23 protein-coding genes are annotated in these 24,065 nt (G+C 27.0%); 16 read left to right on the top strand and 7 right to left on the bottom strand.

Annotated elements, in window-relative coordinates:
* Positions 1-388: 388 nt before the first annotated feature.
* The 3 genes from F7018_RS03545 to F7018_RS03535 form a co-directional block, all read right to left on the bottom strand.
* Positions 389-1,729 carry a flavin monoamine oxidase family protein gene (locus F7018_RS03545; RefSeq protein ID WP_150898618.1) on the bottom strand — a complete coding sequence of 447 codons (1,341 nt, stop codon included), beginning with the start codon at positions 1,727-1,729 and terminating at the stop codon, positions 389-391.
* 6 nt (positions 1,730-1,735) lie between these two features.
* Positions 1,736-2,929: a flavin monoamine oxidase family protein gene (locus F7018_RS03540; protein WP_150898617.1), complete on the bottom strand. Its 1,194-nt coding sequence runs from the start codon at positions 2,927-2,929 to the stop codon at positions 1,736-1,738.
* Positions 2,930-3,071: 142 nt separating this feature from the next.
* Positions 3,072-4,226, bottom strand: coding sequence for a helix-turn-helix domain-containing protein (locus F7018_RS03535; RefSeq protein WP_150898616.1), 1,155 nt, complete (start codon positions 4,224-4,226; stop codon positions 3,072-3,074).
* Positions 4,227-4,495: 269 nt separating this feature from the next.
* Here F7018_RS03535 and F7018_RS03530 point away from each other — a divergent pair, with 269 nt between their 5' ends.
* Positions 4,496-5,395 carry an EamA family transporter gene (locus F7018_RS03530; RefSeq protein WP_150898615.1) on the top strand — a complete coding sequence of 300 codons (900 nt, stop codon included), beginning with the start codon at positions 4,496-4,498 and terminating at the stop codon, positions 5,393-5,395.
* Between the two features lie 47 nt (positions 5,396-5,442).
* On the opposite strand, the gene F7018_RS03525 is transcribed toward F7018_RS03530, so the two are convergent.
* The 4 genes from F7018_RS03525 to F7018_RS03510 form a co-directional block, all read right to left on the bottom strand.
* A complete protein-coding gene (locus tag F7018_RS03525) occupies positions 5,443-7,095 on the bottom strand; it encodes a serine hydrolase (protein ID WP_150898614.1) in 1,653 nt (550 codons plus the stop codon).
* A gap of 148 nt (positions 7,096-7,243) precedes the next feature.
* Complete coding sequence (locus F7018_RS03520; RefSeq protein WP_150898613.1) at positions 7,244-7,834, bottom strand: helix-turn-helix domain-containing protein; 591 nt, start codon at positions 7,832-7,834, stop codon at positions 7,244-7,246.
* A gap of 291 nt (positions 7,835-8,125) precedes the next feature.
* Positions 8,126-8,578, bottom strand: coding sequence for a histidine triad nucleotide-binding protein (locus F7018_RS03515; RefSeq protein WP_150898612.1), 453 nt, complete (start codon positions 8,576-8,578; stop codon positions 8,126-8,128).
* Positions 8,579-8,708: 130 nt separating this feature from the next.
* A complete protein-coding gene (locus F7018_RS03510) occupies positions 8,709-9,992 on the bottom strand; it encodes a phosphatidylserine decarboxylase (protein WP_150898611.1) in 1,284 nt (427 codons plus the stop codon).
* A gap of 327 nt (positions 9,993-10,319) precedes the next feature.
* Between F7018_RS03510 and F7018_RS03505 the strand changes: the two genes are divergently transcribed.
* From F7018_RS03505 to F7018_RS03435, 15 genes are all read left to right on the top strand, one after another.
* Positions 10,320-10,541, top strand: coding sequence for a phosphate ABC transporter substrate-binding protein (locus tag F7018_RS03505; protein WP_150898610.1), 222 nt, complete (start codon positions 10,320-10,322; stop codon positions 10,539-10,541).
* Between the two features lie 119 nt (positions 10,542-10,660).
* Entirely contained in the window at positions 10,661-11,179 is a 519-nt protein-coding gene (locus F7018_RS03500) for a hypothetical protein (protein WP_150898609.1), read from the top strand.
* 33 nt (positions 11,180-11,212) lie between these two features.
* The gene (locus F7018_RS03495; protein ID WP_150898608.1) at positions 11,213-12,382 is read left to right on the top strand and encodes a TlpA family protein disulfide reductase; all 1,170 of its coding nucleotides are present in this window, start codon (positions 11,213-11,215) and stop codon (positions 12,380-12,382) included.
* Positions 12,383-12,406: 24 nt separating this feature from the next.
* On the top strand, positions 12,407-13,057 hold the full coding sequence (locus tag F7018_RS03490; RefSeq protein ID WP_150898607.1) for a hypothetical protein: 651 nt from the start codon (positions 12,407-12,409) through the stop codon (positions 13,055-13,057).
* Between the two features lie 24 nt (positions 13,058-13,081).
* Positions 13,082-13,447 (top strand): DUF2200 domain-containing protein, encoded by a 366-nt coding sequence (locus tag F7018_RS03485; protein ID WP_150898606.1) that lies wholly within the window; start codon positions 13,082-13,084, stop codon positions 13,445-13,447.
* Positions 13,448-13,650: 203 nt separating this feature from the next.
* On the top strand, positions 13,651-14,487 hold the full coding sequence (locus F7018_RS03480; protein WP_150898605.1) for a hypothetical protein: 837 nt from the start codon (positions 13,651-13,653) through the stop codon (positions 14,485-14,487).
* Positions 14,488-14,501: 14 nt separating this feature from the next.
* Positions 14,502-14,915 (top strand): hypothetical protein, encoded by a 414-nt coding sequence (locus tag F7018_RS03475; protein WP_150898604.1) that lies wholly within the window; start codon positions 14,502-14,504, stop codon positions 14,913-14,915.
* Between the two features lie 118 nt (positions 14,916-15,033).
* A complete protein-coding gene (locus F7018_RS03470) occupies positions 15,034-16,017 on the top strand; it encodes a hypothetical protein (protein WP_150898603.1) in 984 nt (327 codons plus the stop codon).
* 236 nt (positions 16,018-16,253) lie between these two features.
* Entirely contained in the window at positions 16,254-17,078 is an 825-nt protein-coding gene (locus F7018_RS03465; protein ID WP_150898602.1) for an alpha/beta hydrolase, read from the top strand.
* A 100-nt stretch (positions 17,079-17,178) separates the two neighbouring features.
* Positions 17,179-18,606: an SBBP repeat-containing protein gene (locus F7018_RS03460; RefSeq protein WP_150898601.1), complete on the top strand. Its 1,428-nt coding sequence runs from the start codon at positions 17,179-17,181 to the stop codon at positions 18,604-18,606.
* Positions 18,607-18,667: 61 nt separating this feature from the next.
* Complete coding sequence (locus tag F7018_RS03455) at positions 18,668-20,392, top strand: histidine kinase (RefSeq protein WP_150898600.1); 1,725 nt, start codon at positions 18,668-18,670, stop codon at positions 20,390-20,392.
* Positions 20,392-21,084 (top strand): LytR/AlgR family response regulator transcription factor, encoded by a 693-nt coding sequence (locus tag F7018_RS03450; protein WP_150898599.1) that lies wholly within the window; start codon positions 20,392-20,394, stop codon positions 21,082-21,084. Before F7018_RS03455 ends, F7018_RS03450 begins: the two co-directional genes overlap by 1 nt.
* Positions 21,085-21,122: 38 nt before the next feature.
* Positions 21,123-21,644: a DinB family protein gene (locus tag F7018_RS03445; protein ID WP_150898598.1), complete on the top strand. Its 522-nt coding sequence runs from the start codon at positions 21,123-21,125 to the stop codon at positions 21,642-21,644.
* Positions 21,645-21,857: 213 nt separating this feature from the next.
* The gene (locus F7018_RS03440; protein WP_150898597.1) at positions 21,858-23,552 is read left to right on the top strand and encodes a hypothetical protein; all 1,695 of its coding nucleotides are present in this window, start codon (positions 21,858-21,860) and stop codon (positions 23,550-23,552) included.
* Positions 23,539-24,033: a hypothetical protein gene (locus F7018_RS03435; RefSeq protein ID WP_150898596.1), complete on the top strand. Its 495-nt coding sequence runs from the start codon at positions 23,539-23,541 to the stop codon at positions 24,031-24,033. Before F7018_RS03440 ends, F7018_RS03435 begins: the two co-directional genes overlap by 14 nt.
* Positions 24,034-24,065: the final 32 nt, after the last annotated feature.

Raw genomic sequence — 24,065 nt, 5'->3', positions numbered from 1 at the left:
TTACCGTCAACTGTGGGATGAAATAAACTTAATTTTAACGTATGTCGTAATAAAACATATAGTAGTATTATTAACAGAATGTTGAGTATATAGAATACCGGTTTCTTATTTCTAAAGAAAAAAAGGTCTACTATAACAAAGTAATTTATATAAAAAGCAATAAAAATACATGTTAGCGACACCCAGTTTCTATGAATAAGATACTCTTCATTTAGTGAAGCTAAGGGGTAAGTAAACAAAAGCAACCATATTAAAATATGGAATAAAATTTTTAAATACTTTCTTTCTTGAGCGTTTATCATAATGAAAAACTAAGGTAAAATAATCTACCTTAGTTTTTATTATTTTATAGATGTTCTTTTATTTTTTATAGACGTTTATAGATATTTTATCTATCTAAAGTAAATAGTTTAATAATCTTATTAGCTTCTCTAATTCCACTTAAATAAGCTCCATGGACAGTACCTCTATAATCTACGATTGTGTGTTCTCCTGCAAAAAATATCTTATTATTAATTGATTCTTCAAATACTTCAAAGTATTCAGGAGTTGTACCATTTGTTGCAAATGAATAAGAACCAAATGTGTATTTATTTGTACTCCATTTAGTTCTTAAAATATTAGTAGGATTTGGAATATTTGGACCATAAATAACTCTCAAATTTGTCATTATCTCTTGAGTTACTTCTTCATCAGACATGTGTTCTGTCTTTTTAGAAAATTCTCCAAAAGCAAAAGTCATTAAGGCATTTATTGGAGCAAACTTATTCAGGTTCATAAAATAATTAAACTTTCCTCTCTTTTTAGGAGTATAACCAATGTATTGTAAATCAGTATTCCAAAAAGATTTTTCCCAAGTAAGTAAAAATTTATTTACTGAACCCATTTCTAAACCTTCAATAGCTTTTTGAGTTTTTTTAGGTAGTAATGGTATAAAGGTTATGCTTTTATTCTTTAAAACACCTAAAGGAACTGTTACCAGTACAAAATCTGCTTCATATGTATCTTCATTAGTGGTTATAAGAACAGTATTGTTAGTATAATTAATATGGGTTACGTTATTATTCAATCTAATATCTATCTCTTCAGCTAAATAATTGGTTAAATTATCATATCCATTAGTTATTATAAGATCGTCCCCTCCAAAAGCTTCATCATCATAAAAATAAGTGGATGATAATTTATAAATATCTCCTCCTGTATCAAATTCTAAATAAGCAGAAAGCATATAAGTCCAAAGATTATTATTTATATACTTTGGGAATTTTGTATAAAACCCTTTACCAAAACTTTGGTTTTTCTTTCCTTTAATTCGATTTATTTTCCTTTTATATATTCTTTCTTGTCTCCTTAAAAATCTAGCTTGATATTTAGTTCCGGCAATATTATATACTTCTGTATTATTATCATCTGTAAAAAATGTTTTAGCTTTAGATAGCTTTGCTATAGTTGTTATAGGGTTGCCTTTTGAACCATGAATCCAGCTTGCACCTTCATCAAAAGCGATTCCTAAGCTTCTATCTGTTTTTAACCTACCTCCTACTTTATTTTGAGCTTCTAAAACAATAGGATTAATACCTTTTTCTTTAAAATATTTTGCGGCAGCCAATCCTGAAATTCCTGCTCCAATTATGATTATTTTCTTTTCCTTATTTTTTAGAGCCTCCTGCTCTTTGTTGAAAGAAAATAAAGAAGTAGTTACTAGTATAATTGCTATAATTGAGTTCATAGAGTCTTAGTTTTTTTCTAAGATTAACTTAACAGTATTGTAACCAGATAATATAGCTCCCTGTACAGTTGATCGTTCTTCATTTAAATCATAAGTTTCTCCTGCAAAAAACACTTTGTTTTGAAGTGGTTTATTTAGTTCTTTTAAACTTGAAGTATCAGTTTCATTACTGGTCCAAGTACCTAAAGTATATATTTGTTTGCCCCAGTTCTTAATTAAATATTTACCTAAATAATGTTTTGAGGCTTTTCCATCATATATTTCATCTAATTCTTTAAGTACTTCTTTGATGATTTTTTCTTGACTCCCTAACTGATAGTACTTTTCAGCTGAAATGCCTGTTGAAAGCAGCCCTAATACATTATCCTGACTATTTTTATGATAAGCTACATCATAAAAAGTTTTTTCTCCATTTGAAGTCTCGCAAGCAATCATATCTGGATAGAATTTTTCTGAAAACTTTAAGAATAATTTAAAACCAGGTAAAAAATCTACAGATTCTATTGCTTTTATTTTGTTAGATGTTAAAGCAGGAATAAAGTTGATAGCTTTTGATTTTAAAACTCCAACAGAAACAGTTAAAATTACTTTGTCTGCTTGATATTCTTTTCCTTTTTCTGTCACAATTTTCACTTTATTTCCTGTGTAATCTATTGTAGTGATTTTTGTATTGTAGATTATATTATGCTTTACATTTTTAGCAAAATGATTATCTAAATAGTCATACCAAGTTGTATTCTTAAATTTATATTCTGTAAAAAGCGAATATGCATATTCTAAGCTTGTTTTAGGTACTTTTTTATAATTCTTTCCATCAAAAGAGTATACATTCATTGGTTGGTATAAAATAGTTTCAATACTAGGTTCTTTACCTTCCTTTCCAATTAATGTATTTAATATAGATTTATCTGCATGAATCCATTCGGCACCTTCATCTATGGGGAAATCGGCAAAATCATTGTTTTTTTGAACTCTTCCTCCATAATAATTTGTAGCTTCTAAAATTTTATAATTAATCCCTTTACTATCTAACATTTTAGCTGCAGCTAAACCGGCAGCTCCAGCACCTATAATAATTACTTCTCCTTCAAAATCATTTTGGTTTATAATATCCGTTTTTCTATTACATGAAACCATTGTGGAGGTCAGAAAAAAGATGCTTAAAAAAGTGCTTAAAGTGCTGTTTAAAAGTTTACTCATAACCTTTGTTTTAATATTTAGAGGCAAAGGAATAGAGAAATCTTTTTTATTTTGTTTTAACTCTTAAGTTGAGACAAATATTAAGCAAATTAGTTGTGTTAACTTATAAATAAACACAAGTAAATGTCTAATTATGTTACGATTACATTTTAGAAGGAGTTGTGTTGTGAATTTTCTTAAAAGCTGTATAAAAAGCAGATCTTGAATTGAATCCAGCTTCAAAAGCAATAGATTCGTATGTATAATTTTTATATTTAGGATCTTTTAAAATTTTCATAGCCTCTTCTATTCTATAGCTATTTACAAACTCATAAAAGTTTTGTTGAAAGGATTCATTAATTACTTGGGAAAGATGATGAGAAGGAATATTAATAGCTTCTGATAATTCTTTAATACGTAATTTGGGTTTTAAATAAGGTTTATGCTCCTTCATGAATTGTAGTAGGCGTTTTTTAATTTCTTTTGAAGCTTCATTATTCAATCCTGAACTAGCATACTTTACAGTTTTCTCTTCTGAACCGATATCAGTTACGAGTGATAAATTTGTTTTAGATAAATTATTTTCTGCAATGTATTTATGAGAAAGAATAGCATCTACCGCAATCAATAGTAAAAATACACCACTCAATACTTCTAATAATGAATAAATAAGTTTATTATAAGTAATCCCATAATAAGTTAAAAAAGTTAAAAGAAACTCTAAAACATATAATCCAATACATATTTTAATTAAAACCTGTGTATAATAAAGGTTGGAGTTTCTAATATTAGACAATTGTGTTTTTAATTTTAAGTTATAAATATCTAATTCTCTTAAGGCTTTAAGTAAAAAGTAAATATTTACAACTAGATAAAAATTCCATTCCCATATATATGCTGAAGTATCAAATATTACATTCTTTTCTAAAGTCAATTCAACTAACTTATTAGATGAACTTTGAAGAAAAATTGGAAGATAGGTTAGTAAAGCAAAAACAAAAGGAATAAAAAGTAAAAAGTCAGTCTTTTTAAAATAAAAACATTGATGCACTTGATTTCTAACATAGAGAAACAACAGCAAACCAAACAACATAAAAAAAGGCTCGTTAGTATCTATCAAATAAGGCATCTTTTTAATAATGCCTGTTTCTACTAAAGCTGAAATAAAAGAATCAAAAAGCGATAATAAAACAAATAATAGTAAAGGAAAATATCGCTTGCTTTTAAATGTTAGACGAATTAAAAAAAAGAATAAAATGAATGCAAAAAGAACTTCAATTGTAAGTAGAACATCCAAGAAATTTAATTTTTTTAACATTGTTAATTTGTAATTGCTATGAACAACAAATCTACATATAAAATAAAAAAAGCATCCTTTTTTCTAAAGATGCTTTTTATTGTTGCATTCTTACAATGTCCCCACATTCTACAAATACGGAGGCAAATATAGTTTCCTATATAATTGCTTGTAGGGGAAAACCCCCTTTTTACTATAAGTAATAATCCTAAAAAATATAAAGCTTTTTTCATTGTACTTTTTTTAAATTATTTTGAATTTGAAATAGTCTAAAAAACTATATTCGCGGCATGTGGATGTATTTAGGTTTATTGGCCGCTCTTTTTTTAGGATTACATAATTTATGTAAAAAGCATGCTGTACAAGGAAACGAAGTCTTTCCTGTACTTTTAGGTACTATTTCTTCTGGTTTTTTGTTTTTAGTACCGTTTTTTATTGGTTCTATATTTTATCCTGAGTATACGCAGAAAATAGGTTTTCATATTAGCGATATTCCTTGGACAACTCATGGTTTTATTTTTATAAAATCAATGATTATGGCTTCTTCATGGATATTAGCTTATCAGGCATTAAAGCATTTACCTATTACTATTGTTACGCCAATTCGTTCTGCTGGCCCTTTTTTTACTTTTATAGGAGCTATCGTAATTTATAAAGAGAGTCCTAACTTTTTACAATGGATTGGTTTTTTCCTTATTATATTATCAGTAATTCTCTATTCTAAAATTGGGAAAAAAGAAGGAATTAATTTTAAAAGAAATAAATGGATTTTTGCCATTATTGGTGCTACATTTTTAGGAGCATCTAGCGGGTTATATGATAAGTTTTTAATTCAGAATTTAAGTTTAAATCCACAAACACTACAATTTTGGTTTTGTTGGTATACGATACTTATTTTAATTGTTATTTTATCAATAACCTGGTTTCCATACAAACAAAAACGAAAGGATTTTAAATGGCGATGGACAATTATTGCTGTTGGTGTTTTATTACAAACCGCCGATTATTTTTATTTTAAAGCGCTACAAGATCCTGATGCTTTAATAATGTTATTATCAGCTATAAAACGCAGTCAAATAATTATTGCTGTTGTATTAGGTGGGCTTGTTTTTAAAGAAAAAAACAAACGAAAAAAATTAGTTCCTTTAGCAGGTATTATGATAGGTGTATTTCTAATTTTATACTCTTAAAATTAGAAAAGAGAATATTAACATTACTAAATATTCTCCTTTCTAACCTATTTATTAGTTAGTTTTTCCAATGCTTTCTCAAGATTTTCCTTGTAAAGTCTTAATGCACTATGATTTATCTTTTCTCCTATTTCTATAGCTCTCTTATAGCAGTTTACAGCTTCATTGTAATTTCCATAAGTCAAATATGCTTCTCCTAAACTATCCCAAGCATTAGATGAATACGGATATTTAGAAGTATTTTCTTTAAAAAAGTCTAAAGCATACTTAGGATAATGGGAATTTAAAAAGTAATATCCAAATTCATTAAGAGTTCTTTCATCTTTATTAAAATTATTGATAAAAGCCATTTTTAAACTATCTGCTATGGTATATTTTTTAGCCTCTAAATGAATATTCATAACACCTCTCATTGTACTGTTTGAAGGATTTACTTTATAACCGCTGTATTTAGAAAGTCTGTTAAAATAATCATGCAATACAGGCATCCCACCTGCTTCTATAAACTTTGAATAGGAACTTCTATTTGGATATCCTTTTAACTTAAATTCATCTTTTAAATTATTTGCGCGTATGTGCATTTGATGTAATATTTCTTCAGCTTTTAAATTATTCCTATTAGCCAAGTAAATAATTGTAGTTCCGTCATCATATAAAGCTATAAAAGCACTATTTCCGGCCAAAGCTCCTCCATGTCCATATAATCTTACATTTATATTTTTTTCTACAATATCGTCCCAGTTTCTTACTAAACCATAACAATGCCCATGTTTATTGGGTGTTAGCATTATTTTTGTTAATTCAGGAGATAAGAGTTTGAATGTTTTTAAAGCTTTACTCCATGTAAATAAATCTCTAACAGTAGAATGCATTCCACCAGCAGAATAAGCAGTTGACTGATCTCTAAAGGGAGCTTCAGTGATTTTTCCACCATGTTCTGATGTCCACCAATCCAATCCATAAACTTCTCTATACCTATACCCTTTTGCTAATTCTTTAGCTACATATTCATTACTTTCAAAACCTGTGTTTTTTAATCCAAGAGGTTTTATTATTCTCTCACTTAACAAGTCTTTGTATGTTTTACCTGATACTTTCTCTAAAATAGTTCCCAACAAGTCATAACCAAAACTACTGTAATAATATGCCCTCCCTGGTTTTCTTACCAAATTTGTTTTTCCTATCAATATTGCTAGCTCCTTTGGTGTATAACTTGTATTTCCAAATTCTCTTAAACTTACTCCTATGGCATCTAAACCTTCATAATGTGGCAATCCTGATGTATGAGCCAATAACTGATGAATAGTTATATGATCTTTTTTATCTTTAGGTAAATAAGGCAAATACTTTCCTATAGTATCTTGTAGGTTTATTGTTTTTTCTGCTACCATTTGCATGATAAGCATTGCTGTAAACTGTTTTGTTACAGAACCAATACCAAATTTAGTGTCTATTGTATTAAGTGCTTTTGATTTTCTATCAGATTCTCCATAAGCTTTTTCAAAAACTATTTTTCCATTTTTGGCCACTAAAACACTTCCGCTAAATGGACTCCTTGTTTTAATTTTAATGCTAGGATTCACATAGCTTTCCATTAAATCATTAATCGTTTTTGGAGCTGGTTTAAAAAAAACGAATCCTCCCCAAATTATTAATAAAGCTATAATAGCTAAGCTGATTTTTAAAATACTTTTCTTCATTCTGTTTATTTCTATTCTTTTAAAATTGAATAGTAAAACTAGAATGATGTCGGATATTATCTTATGTCAAACCTATAGCTTTTTTACCGCATTTATATGTCATTTGAAAACAATATACTGACTATTAATAAGTTAAATAAATTTGAGTTTAGAATAAGTTTGGAATAAAGGAAAGTATATTTTCATCCTTATTATTCAACTTAAAAGCTGTTTTAGCAATTGTAAAAATATTAAACAGCACAGCTAGTAAATAATAAATCATAATAAAGAAAAGACTATCACCCGCTCCAATAATCAGGTTTCCTAAAAAAAGTGTAATTCCCATTCCTATCACTACAATAAAACTCCATAATAACTGAAAACTTAAAATTTTCCCTGCTGTAGAGTTTTTATTTTCTAACTCTTCATTCATTCTCCAGAATATAGTTGGAACGATAAGGTTTATAAAAGGTAGAAAAACAAAAAAAAGTGTTACTAAGTTTAACTTTTTTAAAGGAGAAATATTTGAATTTGAAGTTTCACTTTGAGTAGTAGAGCTCATTAAACTTGTAATATCTACATTTAATGTTTCTGCCAAAATTTTAATCGTAAAAGCACGAGGAGTTACTGTCCCTTTTTCTATACGTTGAATAGTACTTAAAGACACATTCGCTTTCTCTGCTAAGGCCTCTTGAGAAAGTCCTAAATTTTTACGATAAGCGCTTAAATTAGTTGCTAAACTTGAATTTTCATTCTGCATAATCACATGTAAATAAATTCATTGAAATTTAATACGCAATATATAATAATTCATGTTCACTTATTCTTTTTCATTGCTTATAAAGTGAAATAAAAAAGAAAAGAAGCCTGTCCCCCCGGAATGCTTCTTTTCTAAACTTTTAATTAAAATTGTTAAAAATGTATATCAAACTTTTAATTACACTGTAAAGATAGTTTTGAATTAGGATTAAAATTTTAAAATTAGACGAGATGGATTAATCTTTAGACGAATTGCTTTCCTTTTTAAGTAAAGCGAAAAGAAATACTGTTGTTATTTATTTATTTGAACCATTGGACCTAATTTTTCTCCTCCTAGCAAATGCATATGTAAATGAAAAACAGATTGCCCTGCATCTTCATTAATATTCATTGATAAACGATATCCTGTTTCTGCAACACCTTTTTCTTTAGCTATTTTTTTAGCCACTAAAAACAATTTACCAAGTAACATAGCATCTTTCTCATTAATGTCGTTAATGGTAGGGATCTCTTTTTTAGGTACTATTAATACATGTACTTTGGATTGTAATCTTATTGGTAGAAAAGCAATAACATCTTTATCTTCATATAAAATAGTAGCTGGTAGTTCTTTTTTTATAATTTTAGTAAATACTGATCCTTGCTTTATTTTTCTTTCTTTTTTAGCTTGATATTCTTTAGACTGAGCAAACCCTACAAGAAATTGAAATATAAGAATGATTGTAAAAAGATGTTTGTTTTGCATGTTCTGAGTTGAGTTTAATTATAATTTAATGATACCCCAAAGTAAACAAAAAGATATAATATGCTTTTATATAAAACGGAGAACATATTTAATATTCTCCGTTTCTTTATTATGTGCAAAAATATGTTGTCTATTTAGCCAATATTGCTGCTTGACCATATTGAAAATGAATACGGTTATGACCTGGATCTCTTTTGTACATATATAGCTCTTCAGGACTCTTTTCAAATAGCATGATAATATCAGAACCTCCAAATTGGAACTTACCAAACTCCTGCCCTTTTATCACTTCTTTTCCTTCTAAACCTGAATTCATTAAAACACCGGATACTTGACACATTCCTATAGGAAGCACAGCTACTTTACCTAATTCTAGCGTGTCTAAAATTATCAATCCTCTAGATTGATTAAACTCATACCCATTATCTGCTCCATCTGGTGCATCCCATTGTCCATCTTGTTTTATTTGAACGTTTAAATATACTTTGCCTGATATTTTTCTACTCTCTAAGACATATCCAGAAACTGGTGTATGAAAACGATGATAATCAAATGGTCCTAGAAAATAGTGTACAAAAGTTCCTCCATTAAAAGCTTCTGCATATTGACTTCCGTCTAAAAGTTCAGTAACTGAACCTATAGAATGTGTATGTTTTAAATTTACAGAGGCTTGTTTACCATCTTCTAATACATTCCCATTAGCATCAATAGCATAATCCTTTTTATATGTACAATCTGCTGGTGCAACTATAGTTTTGTTATTAGTAGGATCAGTAATAGGTCTTAAAGGACTTATTCCTGTTCCTTCTGCAGCATTATTAAACTCACGATAAAAGAATTTATTAAAGGTATCCCAGCTCTCTTCATTGTCTGAGTATAAATCCCAGTTGTACATTGGATTGGCTTTAAAAGAAGCTTTCGATTTTTCTGTAAAAGAATTGGTAGTACTACAAAACTCTCCCCAACTATTTGCAAAGGCTACAAGCCATTCTGCAAATTCTGGAAAACTTTGGATAGTTACATCAGAACCTGGCTCATTTTGATCTACTAACCAATAAAATTGGCATAATAAATCATAAACTTTTTGATTGTATCCATTTTGATTTGGACCACTCCTCCATGCATCTGGATAGTTCTCTGATATTTCTTCATTAGGTACTAATTTTACATAGATATCTAAATAATCATAATAATCTTCTATGGTTGTTGGCCATGCATTATTATTAAAAACTTCATTCAAACCATTATACAATTGATCATTTAGTTTTTCTTTAGCCATACCAGAAGCTATCATTAAAGAAGATATTAATGCTCCTTTTAATTCTAAATTATTATTCAAAAGAACTTTTAATTGTTCAACAATTGGCTGATGTGTTTTAGTAGTAGAATCAGCTACATTAATTGTGTTTTCCATGTTTAGTTGATTTAGTTGGTTCCTACTCTTTTTATAAGGTTTTTCAGATTTCACCTTTGTTAAAAACGATTATTAATCTTATTAAAAATCAATTAGATAACTATTATTAACAACTCAAATTTGAGTATTCATAAGGTTTAAATGATAAAAAAAACCATAGAACTTGATTATTTTTGAATAAGAGCAAGATTATTAGGTATAAAAGAAAACTTATCTTAAAAGTATTATACACTTTATTATATTTGTGAAAACGCTATAAAATGAAATACTTAATTCTAATATTAAAAGGAACCTTGTTTTAAGTACTTAACTTAAAACAATAAAAAATTGAAAAATCTTAAGAGATTAAAAAAAGTTTTTGGATTAAATGAATACGGTTTCATCGATTTTCCAAAGAAAATTTCAAATGTAAAGGTTTCAAGGGAGATTAATTACATAAAAATGGGAGGCTGTTCTTTTTGCTTTCCTCATGGATTTGAAACTATTAATTCTACTATTTCTAAAAATACGAGATCTTGGAAAAAGAATCGTAAAAAGCAATGGAAATAAAGACTTTTAACATCAAGCAAACTTCGGTTTGCTTTTTTTATAAATACATATCAAGGTTTAACTATATTTGTGAAAAAATTGCAAGAAGTTTTACTTCACATTACTTAAAAAAAACTACTATGATATCAAAAAGTATTCTACCCGTTATTATTGTTTCAATTGTTATGTCTTTACTCTTAGCTATTTCTAAAAAGAAACCTCGAAAAGATGAGAGTGGAAATTTAATTTTACAACTCCCTAAACTATACCCTATAATTGGAGTTTTTGTAATCACTGGAGGCGTTGCTCTGTTAATATTTGCCTTCTTTTTTGCAAAGGAAAATGATCAAATTTTAGCCATTATTTCAAGTATCGTATCTTTTATTGTGGGCTTATTACTATTTGCTAAAGGGTATATATCTTATATAAAAATAACTGATTTAGCAATTATTGAAAAAACACTCTTTGGGAAACAAAAAGAAATCAGATGGACAGAAATTCAAGATTTATCTTTTGGAAAACAAAGTTTAGAAATGAAGATTATTAGTGCTGATAAAAACATTAAAGCACACATGCATTTAGTTGGTTTTGATGAACTAGTTTCTACCTTAGAAAAGAAAACAGGAAAAACAAGAGCTCAAATTGGAATACCTCAATAAAATGAAACTCTCCTAAAACAATAATTTTTCCTTATGAAAAAGACATTATTAATCATATTCTCTATAATTACATTAGCTTCTTGTTCTAAATCAAACAAAAAAATATTAAAGGAGGTTTCTATTAATCTATCCAATATAAAAACAATAAAATATACCTCCTCTTTTGAGTTTAAGGACAAAGGAAAATTGATTTTTAAAGATTTAGATACTATATCTTTTGATTTTAGAATTGATAAATCAAATAATTTAAAATATCATTTTAATTCATTAAAAGGTGAACTTATTTACAATGGTAGTAAAACAATGCAGTCAGATCATAAAGAGAAAATTACTATTATAAATAACGATACTAGTAATGAATCTGTTAACAATCCTACACTACTTACCATAAGTGCTTTAAAACAACTCTTGCCAAAAATTATTCAAAACGATAGTATCTCTATTATAAGAAAAAATGATACTATTATTAATAACAATAAATACTTAGTCTTTAATTTTTTGCTTAAAAATAAATACATAGACTGGATTAATTATAACTTTAAAGAGAACGATAATAATGATTCTGAGTATTATTTAATTCTAAATAAAAGCAATTATTTTCCTTATAAAATAATTAGTCAAAGTGGAAAAACTGGTTTTATAAGTAGAACTATTGAAAACATAGCCTTAGATTACAAATTTGATAATAAACTTTGGACTGGAGAATATTTACCTAATGATTATCCTGTTTTTACAATAGAAGAATATCTTACTCTACGTAAAAATAGCATGCTTAACAATGTTGGAAAACAAATTACTAATTGGGTGTTACCTGAGTTAAATAATAATAGTACAGTAAATCTATCTAAATTAAAAGGAAATGTGGTCTTATTAGAATTTTGGTTTAAAGGCTGTGTAGCGTGTCTAAAAGCAATTCCAAGTCTAAATAAAATTAAAAGAAAGTTTAAAAAAAACGATTTTAAAATTTATGGAGTTGAATATGTTGAAGACTATTCTAAAAAAGAACTAGAAAACTACCTTACCGATTATAAAATTGAATTCCCAAGTTTATATAAAGGAAAAAAGATGGCATTAACTTATGGAATTCAAAGAGCTCCTACCTTTATGGTTTTAGATAAAGATGGTAAAATTATAGCTATTAAAAATAGTTTTTCTGAAAAAAATATAAATGATATTGTAAAAATTATTGAAGAAAATCTATAAATAAGATTCATTAAAAGCCAACTAATGTTAAATAATAAAAGAATCAGAGAACATTTAGAGTTTGAAATGAACTTGAATTTAAATCAGTACAAGTCTATTCAAAACAAACATCAATTATTATTAGACTTAGAAAAAAGAATTTCAACGTTTGACTTTAATATTTATAAATATAAAATTGAAAAAACATTAATTTCAAACATAGAACAATGGGGAAATATTCTAGCTAAAATAGAAGCAGTTCCAAAACTTGATGCTTTATTATTTGAATACGATACAACTTGGTGGAAATCAAGACAGGCTCATACTTATGGAATTTATGATTGGAAAAGTTATAAATTAAGTGAAGAAGAAGTAGACTTAGATTTGCAATATGAAATACTTGAAGAACTGGAGCATCATCCTAGTTTTTTATTGGAGTTTTACGATAGCTTTTCATTTTTAGATGACGATGATGAGATTGAGAAAAAATATGTTTTAGAAGATAATGAATATTGGGATTTAAAAGGTTTTGATGAATTGCATGATTTTTTATATTTTAAAGGGTGTATTGCAATACATGATGTTCTTATTGAATTACAGAAAAAAGGTCTTTTTGATCAATTCAATTTTAGACACCAAGCAATGATTTTAATTGGAGAACATGATATGGGAGAAAGATGTCTTTTAATTATATAATTAACCATTAATCGAATAACAAATATGAAAGTTACAGCAAAAAAAAATGAACAAGTTGCCAATATGATATTTGCTTCTATTTATCCACATTATGTGAATAGAATAGAGAAAAATGGTAGAACTATTGAAGAACTTAATCAAATTATAGAATGGTTAACAGGGTTTGATAAAAAGCAATTGGATGCATTCATCGAAGAAAAAGTAACTTTTAAAACTTTTTTTGAAAAAGCAACGATACATCCTAATGCGCACCTAATAAAAGGAGTTGTTTGTGGTTATAGAATTGAAGAAATAGAAGATGAATTTTTATTATATAAACAATGTAGGCGTATGGAAAAGTTGATTGATGAATTAGCTAAAGGTCGTAAAATGGAGAAAATTCTGCGATAAGAAAAGAAGTAATACCCATTAAGATATATCATATTGAAAGAAACATAAAAGCGATAGAATTAAAAGCTTTTGATACTAGCAGACTTCGGTTTGCTTTTTTTATGAATAGATATCAAGGTTTAATTATATTTGTCAAAAAAAGCTAAGATCTTACCATGTTCAAATTTTCATGGAATATTCAATTAAACTTTACTAATTAAAGTATGAAAAAGTTACATTATATACTATTATTTCTTTTTGCCTTTCCTTCATGTAAAAGTCCATATATAGTAGAAAAAACAAATATCAATTTAGATGCTTATACTAATTCTAAATATAAAAAAGGGTTAATTATTTCTGCTCTTGACGAAGAAACTAATTTTTATTCTTTATACTATACAGAAATTAAAAATAAATCTAAACTAGGCAACTTAATTAAGTTTCAAATCAAAAATAGAAAAGATTTTTATCATATGTCTAATGGTATATATTTACCTATTTCTAATGAGTTTTATTTCACCTCAAATAACAAAATAACAGGTAATTTACAATTATATAAATGTGATATTAATAACTTCAATTTATTTAACCCTAAATTAATAAATTTAGATTCTGAAAAGTTATCATATGGTCATTGTGCCTTTTTAAAAAATGGGTTATCAATGATAATTTCATCAAACGAAGCTAATCAAATAAAGCTAAAGTTGTATGCGAGACAAAATTTAAATTCAGATTGGTATTTTAAAAGAAATTTAGATGAATTAAATATAAAACAGAAAAATTATCATCCAGTTTTAATAAATGATAATACTATTGTTTATTCTCAAAGAGATAAAAAGAGAGGAGACTTATTTTCTTCAAAACTTAAAGAAGATAATTATTGGTCTTCACCAAAAAAAATAAAAAACTTGATTCATTCTAAAGAAAAAATAAATTATATATTAATTACAGATAGAACAGGTTATTTCACTGCTAAAAGAGATGAAAAAGATGAAATATTTTATTTTGAATTAGCTAAAGGTCGCAAAAATGAGAAAATTCTGCGACAAGAAAAAAAGTAATTCCTATAGTATAAATGCTTACATATCTAAATAGTTTACTAACTAAGATTCAACAACATCCAAAAAAACTATTTTTAATAGATGGCTTTGGAGCAATATTATCTTCTTTTATGTTGGGGGTAGTATTAGTACGATTTGAAGCATTATTTGGAATTCCATCTTCAGTATTATATATCTTAGCCATTGTACCTTTGTTTTTTACTTTATATGATATCTATAGCTTTAAACAAAAGTATTCAAAAACTGGTGTGCTATTAAAAGGAATAGCTATACTCAATCTATTGTATTTTTGTATATCCTTAGGGTTTGCTGTTTATCACTTTCATTTAATTACTTATATAGGATGGTTATACATTTTAACCGAAATAACTATTATATTATTGCTTGCTTTTGCTGAATTTAGTGTAGGAACTAGAGTAAAAAATTAATTTCTTCATTATGTTAAACTTACTATAAAACTGAGGCTTACGTATTAATTTTTAAAACTTTATCATTGTATTAAATTATATTCGCTTTTAACATTATTATCTAAAGTCTAGAAAGAAAATGAGTAAAAGTATTCAATCATTCTTTATAATCATCTTGTTAGCTGTTTTTAGCACTAAATCTTTTTCACAGAAAATAGTTGAACAGTACGCTCCTTTAAAAAAAGATAGTTTAAGAATAGGAAAAGGTTCAAAAGACTTCTTTCCTTATATTCAAGAAGGTTATACTTTAATGCTACCAAATTATAAAGAAATTGAGGGTATTCTTATTTTTCTAGAGGATTCAGGATACGATAAAAAGAACAAAAGTGCTAAACAAACTTATAGCGAAGCACTTAAAAAGAACTTTGCAGTATTGTCTGTTTCTACTGAAATTCCTTTTGATTTTTACTTTTCTAATTCTTCAATAATTTCAGCACATAAACTTATAGAAAAAGCTTTTACTGATTATAAACTACCTAATAAAAACATATTTTTCTTAGGAGCGAGTTTAACAGGACATAGAGCAATGAGATATATCAAAGTCTCAAAAGAGAATAATCTTGATTTTCAATTAAATATAAAGGGAATTGTAATTTGTAATTTTACATTAGACTGGACAAGAAAATGGTATCAACACAAGCGTGAAATAAGAATCAAACGAAATAACTTATGGGAGCCTACTTTTATGAATTATATGTTAGAAACACATTTAAAAGGAACTCCAAAAACTTCGCCTAACAGCTACCATAATTTTTCAGCATATAATTATTATGATGAGAAAAACAGAAATATTCCACTATATAAAAACTATGCTATAAGAGCTTATATAGAGCCTGCTATTAAATATAAATTGACAAAACAATATAAGACTCTCTATGAAAATAACTCTACAGATATAGTCAGTTTTTTAGCTGAATTAAGGCTTGTAGGTAATGAAAATACAGATTTGATTGTATTACAACCAGGAGATAATCCTTCAAAAAAGAAAACCGTTCAATCAACTTGGGATGCCATAAATAAAAGTGAACTAATAGATTGGATTCATAAACAAACTGAAAAATAAATTAGCCTCCTCTCCTACTATATAGATTTATACGATGTAAAAATGATTTAGAAATGACGATCAAAATATACACTTTATTGGAATTACTGAAGGTTCAAAAAGAACCCCGTATTATTTATTAAAGAATTCTAAGAGATAAGAAGAAAATTATCAGGTAATATTATATTCCTAAAATAGTTATAGTTCTATGAATTAAACTCACTTTTTAAGTATATTCGTTGTATACTAGTCTCCTTATGAAAACCCCAGAAAATCAGTTAAATCTACGTGCATGCCATCCTAATTTTCAAGATTTTTTAGATATTAATGAAAGTGAATCAGAAAGAGTCAGAAAAAACTATACTTGCTTTCTAGATAAGAAATATGGAGAGGCTCCATTACAAACCTTAGATATTTTTCCCTCTAAAGTTGCTAACTCCCCTATTTTAATATTCATTCATGGAGGTTACTGGAGAGGACTAGATAAGAAGAGTTATAGTTTTGTAGCAGAACCTTTTGTAAAAAACAATTTTACAGTTTGTGTTATAAATTACAGACTCATTCCAACTGTTACTATGAAAACACTCATAGAAGATGTTAGTAATGCTACAAATTGGATCATAAAAGAAGCGCATACATACAACGGAAATCCTAATAAAATTACACTTTCAGGCCATTCAGCAGGCGGACATTTAGCCTTAATGATTTATTTAATAAATGAGAATTTAAGAGTTAATATTAAAGCTATTTGTAGTCTTAGTGGAATTTTTGATTTAGCCCCAATAAAAAACAGTTATCTCAATGAAACTTTAAAATTGAGCGATAACGATGTAATGGATTATAGCATTATAAATAAAGATTTATCTGTTATAAAATGTCCAGTTTTATTAAGTGTAGGTTTAAATGAAACTGATTTGTTCATTGAAGAATCGAAAAAATTATATGATAAAAACAAGTCTAAAGCTTTGATACAATATTATGGCTACGAGGATTTAAACCATTATCAAATAGTTCATAAACTAGGAGAAGAACAAAATCATTTGGTAAATTTTATCTTTGAAAAAAATAATCTATTTATTTAAAAAACATCAAAAGTGAGATTCAGATTATTCACGTGTAATTCATAATTTTCTTATAATGAACGATAAATGTTAAACTTAGTTTTGAGTTAAAAACTTAAAAATGACAAAAAACATAGTTCTAAAAATTTTTACCAGTCTTTTATTAGTAACAAGTCAATTACAAAGTCAAGGTTTATACCGTACTACTATTTTTTCAACACTTTATGGAGGTTCAGGTACAGATGATGCCGACGTTGTAACTGTTGATAAAAATGGAAATACATATTTAGGTTGTCACACTAATTCTAAAACTTTACCAGGCTATCATAAATATCCTTATACTATTAGTGGTGGAATGGATGCTTTAGTTGTAAAACTCAATAAAACAGGAAAAGAAGTAGAATATTTAACTAAACTAGGAGGCTCTAAATGGGATGCTGTTCAAGGAATAATTTCTGATGAGTTAGGAAATATTTATGCAGTGGGAACTACATACTCAAAAGATTTTCCTATAAAAGAAAATGGTTTTCAAACCAAATTTGGAGGAAAAAGCGATGCCTTTGTTTTAAAAATAAACCCAAAAGGGAAAGTAATTTGGTCTACCTTTCTAGGAGGTAAAAAAGATGAAGATGGAAGAAGTATTTCATTAGATCAAAATGGTCATGTTTATATTATTGGACGAACAGCATCTAAAAATTTCCCAATTACTTCTGGGGCTTTTCAATCTAAATTAGCTGGAGGAATAGATGCTTTTATTACAAAATTAGATTCCAACGGAAAGGTATTATTTTCTACTTACTTTGGGGGTTCAGGTAATGATATAGGGTTTTCTATCAAAACGAATGATAAAGGAAAACTTTATATGGCCGGTACAACAAATTCAAAAGATTTGCCAATTATAAATGCTATACAACCCCTAAATAAAGGAAAAGATGATGCTTTTGTAGCTATTATGAATACTAATAAATCAGTTCTAGAGTTTGTTAGCTATTTTGGAGGAAAAGATTCTGAAAGGCTTTATAATATTGATATCGATCCTTATGAGAATGCTTATATCATGGGATTTACGAACTCATCTGATTACCCTACGACTAAAGAAGCTTTTCAAACTAATTTAGCAGGTCTTAGAGATACTTTTATAACTAAGTTTAACCCAAATGAAAAAAAACTAATTTATTCAACCTATTTGGGGGGAACAAAAAATGAAAACCCAAGAAATTTCATTCTAAATAAAAATGGATCGGCTATTATAGTAGGCTATACAGAGTCTAACAATTACCCTAATCACAACAATACTTCAATAAATGTAAGCGGCGAAATAGATGCGTTTATTACTATGTTAGACATGCATGGATCAACAATACTTTTTTCAAACTTATTTGGAGGCAATGGTGAGGATTTTTTTGAAGGATTATCTTTAGGAACCGATAATGTTATAACCGTTTCTGGCGGGTCAAACTCTTCAAATTTTTCTCCCAAAAATGCTATTCAATCTACATTTAAAGGTGGAAGGTTTGATATTGTTGTCTCACGTTTTTTAATAAAATAAAAAAGTTATTTTTTCAATTTCTAAGATAGTGTAATATTGTAAGACTAATATTTTATAAGTTTTGAGAATACTTTTCATCATAACGTATTTTATAAATATCACAACAATCAATGACATTCCTAATTATACAGGAAGTGTCATTGATTTAAGTACATTAGAAATAGCTACTTTATATGAAGGTAGTGATAAAAAGTTCATTGAAAATCAATTAAGTGCTAAAGAGATTTCTTCTATAACAAGTTCTAAAAAAGGATTGTGGTATCTATTTTACAATTTTAAAGTATCGGATAATATAATTAACAAAGGAGATATTTGGTTAGAATTTCGAACAAATATTAATGCTGCAAATCTATATGTAAATAATAAACTGATTCTTAAAAACGGTATTATTGAGTACAATAAACCAGCTCTATTGGGAGGAAAAAATTTAGTTCGGAGAAAAATATCTAAAGAAAATCTTATATCAGGAATTAATACAATTGAAATAGAGTTTACCAATTATAAAAGTCAATCAAATGTTATTATTAGAGATTTAACCCTAGGTAGTTTAACTGAATTTCAAAAGCATACAGCTATAATGACTACAGCTCCTACCCTCTTTTTAGGTATTTTTATTTTTGTATTTATTATTAATTTGGTTCTTTATTTCTCCTTAGAAAGAAAAAAAACATTCTTACTACTTTCATTATTATTCTTGGTAAATAGTTTCATTATGATTAATGAAGTTATGTATTGGAACGGATTTGTTTCATCTACCTATTTTATAAGTAGTTATACTTTAAGAAGTGTTTTAGAATACCTTTCTTATGGTGTATTACTAATTATACTATTGTATCAATATAACTTTTCTAAGAAGGTTATTATAATGTCTATTTTGGTTTTTATTTTTTCATACTGGTTAACTACTTTAGTAAACATTAATACAGCAATAATTTTAAGTGTTTTTCCACTTATTGTAAGTTTAGTTGCTATTCAAAAGAGAAAAAAAAATAGCTCCTTTATTACATTGTCTTTAGTCTTATTATTCATACTTAATTATTTAGATGATCAGAATAGTTTAGAGTCCTTGCCTTTTGTAAATAGTAATTATTTCATTACTTCATTAATTTATAAGCTTGATAGTATTGGTATACTTGTTTTTGCCTTAGTTATGATTTTTATATCAGCAAAAAGTATATTACACAAAACAAAATCTCTTAGTGAATCTAAACTTAAAATAGAGCATCTTGAATATCAATTTTTACAAAAACTAATTCTACCTCATTTTATGATAAATTCTTTAATGTCATTACAGCATTTAATTTATAAAAAACCAAAAGCTGCTAGTAATATGATAGAAGCTTTATCCGAAGAGTTTCATTTGTTATCTATTATGAATAAAAAGAAGTTAGTACCTATAGCTCAAGAAATTGATATATGTAAAGTACATCTTAAAATTATGAGTATTCAACAAAATGCTGAATATACAATGAGTACAAAAGGAATCATAGGTACAGAAACCATTCCTCCTACTATAATTCATACTTTAATAGAAAATGGCATTACACATGGCTATACTGGTAATCAAAATGCTTATTTTGAATTGAGTAAACAAGAAAGAAAAAACTCTACAATATATCGACTATTCAATAATAGTAACATGAATACAAATTTTATACGTACTTCAGGAACCGGTTTAAAATATATTGAATCTAGACTTGAAGAATGTTATCCAGATAAATGGCAGTTATTATCTAAAAAAGTTGATAATGGATGGGAATCAATTATTAAAATAAAGCACAAATAATGAAAGTTTTAATAGTAGAAGACATAACTTTAGTTGCCTATTATATTGTGGATTTAACAAAGAAACATTTACCAAACAGTAAAATAACTGTTTCACATTCTTTAAAAGATGCTCAATATTATATTAAAGAAGAAATTTATGATTTGTTGCTTTTAGACTTGAATCTTAACGGTAAAAGTGGGTTTACATTGCTTAAATCGGTTATGGCAGAATCTTTTCAAACAATAATTATAACAGCTAATAGAGAAAATGCCGTAACTGCCTTTGATTATGGAGTTTTAGATTTTATTAGTAAACCAATTATTGAAACACGATTTAAAGCTGCTATTGATAGATTTTTGAATAATAGTAGTTCTTATAGAGAAAATCTCAAATACCTTTCAATTAAGGTTAAAAACATAATAAAACTAATAGATATTGAAAACATAGAGTTTATAAAAGCATGTGGTAATTATTCAGAAATAAGTACAAATGATAATAATAAACACTTACATGACAAGAATCTGGAAAAACTCACAAAAATTTTACCCGATAGTTTTATTAGAATACATCGTTCATATGTTGTGAAAAAATCAAAAATTAAAAATATAATTAAACATGGAGGCGGTAAATATAGTATTGAATTAAATACTGGTAATACTGTGGCGTTAAGTAGAACTATATATAATAAACATTTCCTTAATAGCATCTAAGCACTTCCTTTTTTAGTAACTTAGTAACAAAAACAACAATGGAAGAATCTACAGCTAAAAAGAATCCAGCGTTTTTGGAATATGTTTATACAGTAAATGCAGGAAAAGAACTCACAGAAGCTTTTAAACTAAGTTTAAAAGCTATTGATTCTATTAACATTTCTCAATTAAACAGAATTGGTTTAAAAACTTATGAAAAAGATAAATGGACCATTAATCAAATTATTCAACATCTTATTGATTGGGAAAGAATTTGGGGTTTTAGAGCTATAATTTTTGCTCGAAAAGAAGGAACTATTCCAGAGGCACATGATCAAGAGATTATGGGAAATAACTCAAATGCTAATGAGGTAACTATTGAACAGTTGATAAAAGAACTCCGTGTTGTAAGAGAATCAACAGTAATGATGTTTCAATCTTTTAATAAAGAAATACTCAATACTAATTGTGTGTTTTTTGAATATGAAATGCCACTCTACGCTATAGGACTTACCATTACAGCTCATCAGATACATCATTTAAATATTATAAAAGAACGATACTTACCTTTAGATAAATAAATTTCACATTATATATAATTTCCTTTTTCAACTTATTTATACACCTTTAAAACAATAATTTAAACCGTTTATTACATAAAACCTACCGTTTATTCATTTACTCTATGTATAAACACTTTTTTTGATTAATCTTAGGAAGAATTAAAATACATTTTTCCTTACTATCGAATCCTTATCCCTATTCAAAAAGTTATAATAACCAATTGATTAGGCATGAAAAAGAAAGTAATAAGTTTAAAGATTGTAATATCTCTAATAGGGATTATGTTATTGTTGAATTGTGAAAAGGAAGAGATAGTACAACCAGTATCTCCGAATCAAAAATATAATGGAACTATAGAATTTATTTCCGTGAAAACAATTCCAAAAGTAGAAAGTTTAATTAATCAGAATATCAAAAATGATTTTCAAAAAAATAAAACTATAGGTAGAAATTTTACCATTTTAACTGATAATATTTTAAAAATAACAAACACCGAAGGTATTATAAACTATACTTTTTCCATCGAGGTTAATAACCCTGAAAAATTTACATTTTATAATTTAATTATTAATAGAGATAAAAATGGGCAAATAGGTAATCCATATATTAGAAAATATACTTGTACTTCTGATCAATACTCTACCTTCAAGAAAAATTATTTTGATATTGCTTATTTTAAGGGGACTGTTACAAAATATAATCTTAAAGATTTTTCTTTAGACCCTAAATTATTAGAACGTAATAGTACAAATTGCGATCCACAAGATTTTAATCCTTCTCAAGGAAATTTTCCTACAAGTGGTAATAATGGAGGAAGTGGATCTCAAAACAATGATACAACACAACCTGTTGGAAACAGTTATAATGGTGGCTCTGTATTTTGTACAACCTATATTCATGTTAATAGATGCAGGGCTGGAGGAAATCATCTTCCAGGTGAAAGTTGTAATGGTCAAGGGTCAGATAGAGCTTCTATAACTCAAGTAACTTCTTGTACAGATGGTAGTGTAGATGTTGTTGTTTTAATGAAAAATAATTCTACTACCTCCCCTTGCCCTACAGAAAATGGAGACATTGGAATTATAACTGAAGATATTACATATATTAAAGTGGCCAATACTTTAAACCTAAATAAAGATCAAAAAGATTTTTTAAGAAAAAACACAAATATTGCCATTAAAATTGATAAGTTTTTAGAAAAGAATAACACTGACAAAGCTAAAAATTGGACTAAAGAAGTTATCAAAACATTAATGCATAACCCCGAAGCTGAAATTGATTTTGAAGATCAAATTATTAATCAACTTACAGAAAAAGCTAAATGTGTTTATGATAAGTTGAAAAATAATAATTTGGTAAAAAAAACATTACAAAAATTTGATGGAACCAACTCACTTATTAATCTTAAGTTAACTATGAGTAATTTAAAATCAGGTATTTCGGGTGAAACTAAGTATGGGGATATAATAACAATTATTTTAGATATAAATGAAATGAAAAATACTCCTTCTTTATGGGGAGCTCATACTATTATTCATGAAATGATTCATGCTGACATTTATAGAAAAGTTTATATTACTGGAGGTATATTATACACTCCACCAAATACTTACACATTAAATGGTAGTGAGTCAGACTTTCCTACTCTTTTCAATTACTATGATAACTATCCTAAAAATCCACATCATAATTATATGGCTGATTATTATAGAGTTGCAATGAAAAAAGCTTTAAAAGAATATGCTACAGCAATAGGAAAAACATACCCTGATCAATTATATAAATATTTAGCATGGGCTGGCTTAGAAGGTACTAATGCTTGGGATAAAATGTATGCTGATCCTGTTTTTACAGCTATCAAACAACAAAAGATAAAACAAGCTATTATTAATTTCAAAAACTCAGAAAATAATGGATGTAATTAAATTATTCTTATTTATTATACCTCTTTTATTTTTTTCTCAAACAAAAAATAATGATGCTTATTATATATTAGATATTGATAATCCAAAATATATTATTACTAATAGCGGAGGTAAAGAAATTCAAAATGTTAAAAATAAGAAGTGTTTGCAAAGTTTTCTATTTTATGATAGAAATTCATATGAAAAAGAAAAACAACAAATAGAAAATGACAAAAAAGAAAAAAAGTTTTATAATTTTCAAAGCTATAAAATAGTTGAGACATTATCTTTTAGCAGACAACATAATAGTAAAACAACATTTATTAACCATTCTGATATAGTCTTTTCAAAATTAAAATTAGTTAATTATAAATGGTTAATTCAAAACAGTTGGAAAGAAAATAATCCTAATATTTTATTTAAAGATTTATATTTTTTACTTAAAGTTGATAGAGATAAGTATTTAAAATTTAAGGTAGGAAGAACATTAATAGCTCGTTAAATAAATCTTTACAAGACTTTACTTTAACTAAG

Origin of the sequence: Tenacibaculum aiptasiae, from assembly GCF_008806755.1 — a bacterium.
Classification (GTDB): domain Bacteria; phylum Bacteroidota; class Bacteroidia; order Flavobacteriales; family Flavobacteriaceae; genus Polaribacter; species Polaribacter aiptasiae.
Note: the sequence above shows the minus strand (reverse complement) of the source record. Positions and strands in the feature narration are given on the sequence as shown.

Coding starts and splice junctions, on each gene's coding strand:
- F7018_RS03545 (WP_150898618.1), bottom strand. CDS start 1,729: ATGAACTCAATTATAGCAATTATACTAGTAACTACTTCTTTATTTTCT.
- F7018_RS03540 (WP_150898617.1), bottom strand. CDS start 2,929: ATGAGTAAACTTTTAAACAGCACTTTAAGCACTTTTTTAAGCATCTTT.
- F7018_RS03535 (WP_150898616.1), bottom strand. CDS start 4,226: ATGTTAAAAAAATTAAATTTCTTGGATGTTCTACTTACAATTGAAGTT.
- F7018_RS03530 (WP_150898615.1), top strand. CDS start 4,496: ATGTGGATGTATTTAGGTTTATTGGCCGCTCTTTTTTTAGGATTACAT.
- F7018_RS03525 (WP_150898614.1), bottom strand. CDS start 7,095: ATGAAGAAAAGTATTTTAAAAATCAGCTTAGCTATTATAGCTTTATTA.
- F7018_RS03520 (WP_150898613.1), bottom strand. CDS start 7,834: ATGCAGAATGAAAATTCAAGTTTAGCAACTAATTTAAGCGCTTATCGT.
- F7018_RS03515 (WP_150898612.1), bottom strand. CDS start 8,578: ATGCAAAACAAACATCTTTTTACAATCATTCTTATATTTCAATTTCTT.
- F7018_RS03510 (WP_150898611.1), bottom strand. CDS start 9,992: ATGGAAAACACAATTAATGTAGCTGATTCTACTACTAAAACACATCAG.
- F7018_RS03500 (WP_150898609.1), top strand. CDS start 10,661: ATGATATCAAAAAGTATTCTACCCGTTATTATTGTTTCAATTGTTATG.
- F7018_RS03495 (WP_150898608.1), top strand. CDS start 11,213: ATGAAAAAGACATTATTAATCATATTCTCTATAATTACATTAGCTTCT.
- F7018_RS03490 (WP_150898607.1), top strand. CDS start 12,407: ATGTTAAATAATAAAAGAATCAGAGAACATTTAGAGTTTGAAATGAAC.
- F7018_RS03485 (WP_150898606.1), top strand. CDS start 13,082: ATGAAAGTTACAGCAAAAAAAAATGAACAAGTTGCCAATATGATATTT.
- F7018_RS03480 (WP_150898605.1), top strand. CDS start 13,651: ATGAAAAAGTTACATTATATACTATTATTTCTTTTTGCCTTTCCTTCA.
- F7018_RS03475 (WP_150898604.1), top strand. CDS start 14,502: ATGCTTACATATCTAAATAGTTTACTAACTAAGATTCAACAACATCCA.
- F7018_RS03470 (WP_150898603.1), top strand. CDS start 15,034: ATGAGTAAAAGTATTCAATCATTCTTTATAATCATCTTGTTAGCTGTT.
- F7018_RS03465 (WP_150898602.1), top strand. CDS start 16,254: ATGAAAACCCCAGAAAATCAGTTAAATCTACGTGCATGCCATCCTAAT.
- F7018_RS03460 (WP_150898601.1), top strand. CDS start 17,179: ATGACAAAAAACATAGTTCTAAAAATTTTTACCAGTCTTTTATTAGTA.
- F7018_RS03450 (WP_150898599.1), top strand. CDS start 20,392: ATGAAAGTTTTAATAGTAGAAGACATAACTTTAGTTGCCTATTATATT.
- F7018_RS03445 (WP_150898598.1), top strand. CDS start 21,123: ATGGAAGAATCTACAGCTAAAAAGAATCCAGCGTTTTTGGAATATGTT.
- F7018_RS03440 (WP_150898597.1), top strand. CDS start 21,858: ATGAAAAAGAAAGTAATAAGTTTAAAGATTGTAATATCTCTAATAGGG.
- F7018_RS03435 (WP_150898596.1), top strand. CDS start 23,539: ATGGATGTAATTAAATTATTCTTATTTATTATACCTCTTTTATTTTTT.